The organism is Nocardiopsis sp. NPDC006198, assembly GCF_040613895.1.
Lineage (GTDB): Bacteria > Actinomycetota > Actinomycetes > Streptosporangiales > Streptosporangiaceae > Nocardiopsis > Nocardiopsis tropica.
The window spans coordinates 38183-45540 of record NZ_JBEXSY010000054.1 but is presented as its reverse complement, the minus strand read 5'-3'; the positions used below and the strand labels follow the sequence as shown (position 1 = coordinate 45540).

General features: G+C 75.8%; 8 protein-coding genes. 3 read left to right on the top strand and 5 right to left on the bottom strand.

Annotation, left to right across the window (positions count from 1 at the left end):
* Nucleotides 1–144 precede the first annotated feature (144 nt).
* On the bottom strand, nucleotides 145–609 hold the full coding sequence (aroQ, locus tag ABZ234_RS26720) for a type II 3-dehydroquinate dehydratase (protein ID WP_355013867.1): 465 nt from the start codon (nucleotides 607–609) through the stop codon (nucleotides 145–147).
* A 216-nt stretch (nucleotides 610–825) separates the two neighbouring features.
* Between aroQ and ABZ234_RS26715 the strand changes: the two genes are divergently transcribed.
* The gene (locus tag ABZ234_RS26715; RefSeq protein ID WP_355013866.1) at nucleotides 826–2622 is read left to right on the top strand and encodes an acyl-CoA dehydrogenase; all 1797 of its coding nucleotides are present in this window, start codon (nucleotides 826–828) and stop codon (nucleotides 2620–2622) included.
* A 261-nt stretch (nucleotides 2623–2883) separates the two neighbouring features.
* Here the strand turns inward: ABZ234_RS26715 and ABZ234_RS26710 are convergent, their stop codons facing one another.
* The 3 genes from ABZ234_RS26710 to ABZ234_RS26700 form a co-directional block, all read right to left on the bottom strand.
* Nucleotides 2884–3261, bottom strand: a complete 378-nt coding sequence (locus tag ABZ234_RS26710; RefSeq protein WP_355013865.1) for a hypothetical protein — start codon at nucleotides 3259–3261, stop codon at nucleotides 2884–2886.
* 120 nt (nucleotides 3262–3381) lie between these two features.
* The gene (locus ABZ234_RS26705; RefSeq protein ID WP_344178533.1) at nucleotides 3382–3744 is read right to left on the bottom strand and encodes a hypothetical protein; all 363 of its coding nucleotides are present in this window, start codon (nucleotides 3742–3744) and stop codon (nucleotides 3382–3384) included.
* On the bottom strand, nucleotides 3741–4553 hold the full coding sequence (locus ABZ234_RS26700; RefSeq protein WP_355013864.1) for a MerR family transcriptional regulator: 813 nt from the start codon (nucleotides 4551–4553) through the stop codon (nucleotides 3741–3743). Before ABZ234_RS26700 ends, ABZ234_RS26705 begins: the two co-directional genes overlap by 4 nt.
* Nucleotides 4554–5172: 619 nt before the next feature.
* Between ABZ234_RS26700 and ABZ234_RS26695 the strand changes: the two genes are divergently transcribed.
* Nucleotides 5173–5694 carry a DinB family protein gene (locus ABZ234_RS26695; RefSeq protein ID WP_355013863.1) on the top strand — a complete coding sequence of 174 codons (522 nt, stop codon included), beginning with the start codon at nucleotides 5173–5175 and terminating at the stop codon, nucleotides 5692–5694.
* Nucleotides 5695–5948: 254 nt separating this feature from the next.
* Nucleotides 5949–6788 (top strand): aminoglycoside phosphotransferase family protein, encoded by an 840-nt coding sequence (locus ABZ234_RS26690; protein ID WP_355013862.1) that lies wholly within the window; start codon nucleotides 5949–5951, stop codon nucleotides 6786–6788.
* 38 nt (nucleotides 6789–6826) lie between these two features.
* On the opposite strand, the gene ABZ234_RS26685 is transcribed toward ABZ234_RS26690, so the two are convergent.
* A complete protein-coding gene (locus tag ABZ234_RS26685) occupies nucleotides 6827–7327 on the bottom strand; it encodes a metallophosphoesterase (RefSeq protein WP_355013861.1) in 501 nt (166 codons plus the stop codon).
* Nucleotides 7328–7358: the final 31 nt, after the last annotated feature.

Genomic DNA, 7358 nt, shown 5'->3' with positions numbered 1-7358 from the left:
CCACCGCCCCCTTGGCGCTGGGGGGCCCCCTTCTTATCACCTCCCGCGGGGGGGCCCCGGCCGGGGCGGGGGGGCGGGGCGCCCCGCCCCGGGTCCGCTGCCGGGGCCCCGCATCCTGCCGGGACGGGCACACCGGGCGGAGCCTCAGGCGCGGCGCTCGGCGTCGCGCCTGAGCACCGCGCGCAGGGCGAGCTCGTAGCCGAACACCCCGCACCCCGCCACGTACCCGGCCGCGACGGGCGCGGTCACCGACGTGTGCCGGAACTCCTCGCGCGCGTAGATGTTGGAGATGTGCACCTCCACCACGGGGACCTCGACCGCGTCGATCGCGTCGCGCAGGGCGATGCCGTAGTGGGCGTAGGCGCCGGGGTTGAGCACCACGCCGGCCCAGTGGCGGGCGGAGTGGATCCGGTCCACCATGACGCCCTCGCTGTTGCTCTGCGCGCACACCACCTCCACCCCCAGCTCGACGCCGAGGGCGACCACCTGCCGCTCGACCTCGTCGAGGGTGACGGTGCCGTACTGCTCGGGGTCGCGGGTGCCCAACAGGTTGAGGTTGGGACCGTTGAGCAGCAGGACGGTGCGGGAGGGCTCGGCGACAGCGGACATGGGCCAGTGCTCCTTCTGGTTCGGTGGCCACCAGCCTAGGGCGTGTCCGGTGGATGCCCTCGGTGGACTCGGCGCTCGCGCCGATCACCGCGGGCCCGGAACGACCCGCGGAACACGTCCCGGAGCCCCGGACGGCCCCGTGACCCCGGTCACCGGGGAAGCCTCGGGAACGGATAGCATACCGACCAGTCGGTCAAACTTTCCGAGGAGGCGACCGTGGCGTCCACCCTGCTGTCCGCGCGTGACCTGCACTTCCTGCTCTACGAGTGGCTCGACACCGAGGCCCTCACCGCGCGCTCCCGCTACTCCGACCACTCGCGCGAGACCTTCGACGCCGCCCTGGAGCTGGCCGAGCGCGTGGCCACCGACCACTTCGCCCCGCACAACAAGGCCAGCGACGCCAACGAGCCGCACTTCGACGGCGAGCGCGTCCACGTCATCCCCGAGGTGCGCAAGGCCCTGGAGGTCTACGCCGAGACCGGCCTCGCCGCCGCCGGGATGCCCGCCTCCGTGGGCGGGGCCCAGATGCCGCAGGTCGTCTCCAGCGCGTGCGGCGCCTACTTCCAGGCCGCCAACCTGGGCACCTCCGCCTACCCCTTCCTCACCTCCGGCAACGCCCGCCTCCTCCTGGCGCACGGCAGCCCCGAGCAGGTCGACACGTGGGTGCTCCCCATGGTGGAGGGGCGCTTCACCGGCACCATGTGCCTGTCCGAGCCGCAGGCGGGCAGCTCCCTGGCCGACATCACCACCCGCGCCGAGGAGGACGGCGAGGGCGGCTACCGGGTGTTCGGCAACAAGATGTGGATCTCGGGCGGCGACCACGAGCTGACCGAGAACATCGTGCACCTGGTGCTCGCCAAGCTCCCCGGCGGTCCGCCCGGGGTCAAGGGCATCTCCCTGTTCGTCGTCCCCAAGTACCTGGTGGAGGCGGACGGGTCGATCGGTGAGCGCAACGACGTCGTCCCCGCCGGGCTCAACCACAAGATGGGCTACCGGGGCACCGTCAACGCCCTGCTCAACTTCGGCGAGGGGGCGCACACGCCGGGCGGCCGGGCCGGCGCGGTCGGCTACCTGGTGGGTGAACCCCACCAGGGCCTGAGGTACATGTTCCACATGATGAACGGCGCACGGATCGGCGTGGGCGCCGGCGCCGCGGCCGTCGGCTACACCGGGTACCTGAAGTCGCTGGCCTACGCGCGCGAACGGCTCCAGGGGCGCCCGCTCGGCGACAAGGACCCCGCCCGGCCGCAGGTGCCGATCATCGGCCACACCGACGTGCGGCGGATGCTGCTCGCCCAGAAGAGCTACGTGGAGGGCGCCCTCGCCCTGGTGCTGTACTGCGCGCGGCTGGTCGACGAGGCGGCGAGCACCGACGACGACGCCGGGCGCGAGCGCGCGAACCTGCTCCTGGACGTCCTCACGCCGATCGCCAAGAGCTGGCCCTCCCAGTGGTGCGTGGAGGCCAACAGCCTGGCCGTCCAGGTGCACGGCGGGTACGGGTACACGCGCGAGTACGACGTGGAGCAGCACTACCGGGACAACCGGCTCAACCCGATCCACGAGGGCACCCACGGCATCCAGGCCCTGGACCTGCTGGGCCGCAAGGCCGTCCAGGACGGCGGCGCGCGGCTGGCGCTGCTGGTGGAGACCGCGCAGCGGACCGCCGACCGCGCCCGGGAGCTGGGCGGGGACGAGGCCGTGTACGCCGGCCTGCTGTCGGCCGCCCTGGCGCGGACGACGGAGACGGCCGCCTCCGCCTGGGCCGGGGGCGACCCCGCGGTGGCGCTGGCCAACGCCACCCCCTACCTGGAGGCGGTGGGCCACGTGGTGGTGGCGTGGCTGTGGCTGGAGCAGCTGGTGGCCGCGCACGGCAGGGCGGGGGACTTCTACGAGGGCAAGCGCGCGGCCGCGGCGTACTTCTTCCGCCACGAGCTGCCCCGGACCGGACCGCAGTTCGACCTGGTGGCCTCCCGCGACCGCACCGTCCTGGACGTCTCGCCCGACGTGCTCTAGGACCCGTCGGAAGGGCGTCGACGGCCCTGGGAGCGCCCGCCCCCGCGCACGAGGCGCGGGCGGGCGCTCCCGCCGGGCACAGGGACCGCCGGGGCGGGCGTCCGCCACAGGACGGGCCGCAGGCCGGCCCCGGTGCGGACGGCGGCCGGGTTCGGGAGAGAGGAACAGGACCGGCGCCGGGGAGCCCGACCTCCGCACGGGCGGGGATCGTTGCCGGGTGCGGGTCGGTCCGGTGGCACGGGCGCCCCGGCCGGAGGCCCGCTACACCCCCGTCGGGTACAGGCGGAGCTCCGCCGCGGTGAAGCGGACCCGATCCCCGGCGGAGGGCACGGCCCCGCACGCCTCCAGCAGGAGGAGGCCGCCGCCCACCCGCAGGACCACGACGGCGTCCGCCCCCGTCCCGGCCTGCTCGACGCGCCCCGCGACCAGCACGGCCCCGGAGCCGTCCGGAACGTCCTCGACGCGATCGCGTCCCGGCTCCGCCCGGGCGAACACGACCTCCTCGGCCACGTCCAGCTCCACATCGTGTTCCCCGGGCACGGGCGGCAAAGGGCCCGCCCACCGGCCCGTGGCCGCTCCGGCCGCGCACCGGAACCGGACCGTCGCCGCGTCGTCCACCCCGGTCACCGTGATCCGCATCCGCTCCCGCTCCCCGTCCGAGGTCCCCCGCCGGGACGGACCCCGCGTCCGGTCCCGTCGGGCCCACGGCCCGAAGGTACCGGCGGGGCGGGGTCCGCCGTCCTCCCGCCCGGCGGCGGCTCAGCCGCGGGCGGCCCTCAGGCGCCCCGGCTCCGGCACGTCCAGGACGAAGACGTGCCCGATGTCGGCCTCCTCGTAGCCGTGGTCGGCGTTGGCCACCCGCATGCGGTCGGGGCCGACCTCCACGATCCGCACGGCGACCGGCTCCTCCCGGCCCGGGAGGGTGAGCAGCCACGGCTCCGCCAGGTAGGCCAGGCCCAGGGAGTCCAGGACGGCGCGGGCCGCGCCCTCCTCCCCCTCCCTGCCCGCCGGATGGCCGAAGGGCGTGACGGGACGGTACCCGCCCCCGTCCACGGGTTCGAGGTAGCCGAGCACCTCCCCGTCCTCCTGTCGCAGGTGGGGGCGCCAGTGCGCGGGGATCACGTGCGCGCCTCCCCTCGGCCCGGGCCCCCGCCGCCCGTTTCGCGCCGGGCCCCGGGGCCGGCCAGCCGCTCGCGTGCGTAGACCGCCATCGCGTCGCGCTGGTATTCGGCCAGGCCGGGGGCGACGCGCTCGTACACCGCGCGCCAGGCGCCCTCCTCGGCGTAGACGCGGCCCAGGTTCTCGAACGCTCCCGCGTCGGGCGTCCACATCCGGCTCACCTCCAGAAAGTGGGCGTGCACCTCCGCCTGCACCGCCTGGCCGGCGGGCGGGGTCCCGGCGGCGAGGTGGTCGGCCATGCGCCTCATCCGCGCGGCGAGCTCCGCCTGCTGCCGGTCGCGGTCCTCCCCGGTCAGCGCCTCGGACGCCCGCCGGGCCTGCTCCCACTCGCGGGGCCACTCGGCGCGGGCCCGCTCGGCGTAGGCGGTGGTGTCGAACCCGGCGAACAGCTCCTCGGGCCTGTCGACGTCGTGCATGCCGTCGTCCTCCTCCAGTGCGCCGATGGTGCGGCGCACGGTGTCGACGAGGGTGTCGATGCGGTCCCGTTCGGCCAGGAGGTCGCGCAGGTGGGCGCGGAGTGCGTCCGCCTCGCCCGTCCTCTCGTCCAGGACCCGGGCGATGTCGGCGAGCCCCATGCCCAGCTCGCGCATCACGAGGATGCGCTGGAGCCGCAGGAGTTCGCCCCGGCCGTAGTGGCGGATGCCGCCTGGGCCCGTCCGCTCCGGTTCGAGCAGCCCGATCCGGTGGTAGTGCCGCAGGGTGCGCGAGGTGACCCCGCTCATCCGGCACAGGTCCCCGATCGGCCAGGACATCGTGTCCCCCCTCGTCGGGCCGGTCCGTCCGACCCGCAGACGACGCTAGGAGTTGACGCTACGTCAACCGCAAGCCGCCAGGTCCCGGGGAGGTCCCTCCCACGGGACGTCCTCGCCGCCCTGCGGGCCGTCCCCCCGCGGCCCGGGCGGGAGGACCGGGGCGGGAATCCTCCGCCCCCGGTTTCCCGTGATCGCTCCTCCGAGGGGCCGGGGCCCGTGCGGCCTTGCGCCCCCGGGGGGGGAGCGGCCACGGTGCGGAGGGGGCGGGGCCGGAAGGCCCCGAAGACGCCTCGGGTGGAGGGGAGTCCTCCTGGGCGCCCCCGGGGTGTCCGGTGGCCCGGGCGGGCGGGCCCGGGCTCCGGATCTCGGGCCCGTGGGGTGTTCCTACCCCGGTCACTACCCCGAGCATTCGCGCGGTGACTCCCGGCTTGCCGTCTGGCATTCCAGGTCGGCGGACAATGCGGTCAATACATCCGAAAACCCTTGGCAGGGGTCCGGGTGCGTCCGCTGCGCCGCCCCGACCGGCCCGCGCTCCGGCAGAGGAGGGGTTCCCGGTCCAGGGGCGGCCCGCCCGAAAACCGCTTCGGTCCGGAGGGCGTCCTGTGCCAGGGTGTTCCCCATGCCCGAGACACCCCGCGAACTGCTGCGCTGGCAGTTCGACCTCACCTGGTCGCTGTTCGAGTACCACCTGGAGCGCCTGGAGCCCGGCGACTTCCTCTGGGAACCCGGCCCCCTCTGCTGGACCGTCCGCCGTGGGGAGGACGGGGTGTGGACCCCGGACTGGGCGGACACCGAGCCCGACCCCGTGCCCGTCCCGACCGTCGCCTGGGTCACCTGGCACATCGGCTGGTGGTGGTCGGTGACCCTCGACCACCTGCGGGGGCGCACCCCGCGGGACCGGGAGGACGTGGTCTGGCCCGGCGCCGACGAGGCCGTCGCCTGGCTGCGCGGCCTGCGCACGGAGTGGCTGGAGGCGCTGAACGGGCTGGGGACCGAGGACCTCGACGCGCCCGCTCCCTTCCCGTGGCCGCCCGGCTCCGGCCTGACCGTCGCCCACACGGTTGCGTGGGTCAACGCCGAGCTGATGAAGAACGCCGCCGAGATCGGCCAGCTGCGCATGCTGCGGGCTACCCGGCCCTGACCCCGGCGCCCCGCCGTGCGAGCGGACCGGCCGGTCCCCGCCCGCACGGCGGGGGCCGGTCGGGCGGCCGGAGTCCGTCCGACGCCGTGGCGGAGGGCCCGTGCCGAGCACCGTGTCCTCCTCCGGGCCCTTCCCCGGTGTCCGGCTGGACAGGGGCCGGGGGCTCGGGGAGCATCGGAGCGGTTCCCCCGCTCCCTGCGCCCCGGCGGCGGGCGAGCGGTCCCACGTTCCCACCGGACCAACGGAGGCGCCCCATGACCGACCGGTTCCGCGACGAGCACGACGGCCGACCCGCCGAGCCCCTGGTCGGCGACGGCGTCACCCCCGGCATCGTGCGCGTGGGCGACACGGTCCGGCGCCCGGTCCGGCCGTTCACCGCCACGGTCCAGGCCTACCTCGCCCACCTGCACCGGGCCGGTTTCACCGCCGCGCCGGTGCCGCTCGGCGTCGACGGGCAGGGCCGCGAGGTGCTGACCTACGTCCCCGGCGACGTCCCACGGGAACCGCTGCCCGCCGCTGCCGCGGGCGAGGACGTCCTGGTCGCGCTGGCGCAGCTGATCCGGCGGCTGCACGGGGCCGCCGACGGCTGGGTTCCGCCGGCGGACGCGGTCTGGGGCGGCATCCCCGGAACCGCCGCCGTCGACGATGCCCCGGTGGAGGGGGAACCCGAACTGGTCGGCCACCGCGACTACTGCCCCGGCAACGTCGTCTTCCGCGAGGGCCTGCCCGCCGCCCTCATCGACTTCGACCTCGCCCGGCCCACCACCCGCCTCTACGAGATCGCCAACGCCCTCTACTGGTGGGTGCCGCTGCTCGACCCCCGGGACCGCGCCCCCGCCTTCGCCGACCTCGACGCGGCCCACAGGGTCGCCGTCTTCGTCGACGCCTACGGGGCGTCCGGGCGCCGGCGCGCGGAACTGGTGCCCCTGGCGACACGGATGATCCACCGCTTCCACCGCAGGGCCCGGGCCGCCGCCGCGAGCGACCCGGTCTTCCGCCGCATGTGGGAGGAGGGCGTCAGGGACCGCATGCCCCGCGCCGAGGCCTGGATCGCGCGGGAGGGCCCCGCCATCGCCGGGCGGATCACCCCGTGACCGCGAGCCGGGCGCCGGCCACGCCGGGCCGGCCCCGCTCAGGCGGGGTCGACCCGGTGCAGCCGGACCTCGGAGAGGACCCCGTCGGCCGCCTCCGCCGTCATGTAGGTGTGGTGCGGCCGGCGCCGGCGGTCCGTGGGAGAGCCCGGGTTGAGCAGCCGCAGCCCGGTCTCCGCGCGCGTGTCCCACGGGATGTGCGAGTGGCCGAAGACGAGGACGTCGGTGTCGGGGAAGCGCTCGGCGCACCGCTTCTCCCGGCCCGCCGCCTGCCCCGTCTCGTGGACGACCGCGAACCGGACGCCGCCCAGGGTCGCCCTCGCCACCTCGGGCAGGCGTGCGCGCAGTTCGGGGCCGTCGTTGTTGCCGTGGACACCCACCACCCGCGCGGCACGCGCCTCCAGGGCGTCGAGCGCGTCGGGGACGCACCAGTCCCCCGCGTGGACGACCGCGTCGGCGCGCTCGACCTGCGCCCACACCTGCCGGGGCAGGTCGCGGGCGCGCTTGGGCAGATGGGTGTCGGAGATGATGAGCAGGCGCATGGCACGCCAGGGTAGCCGTCCCGCCGTCCGG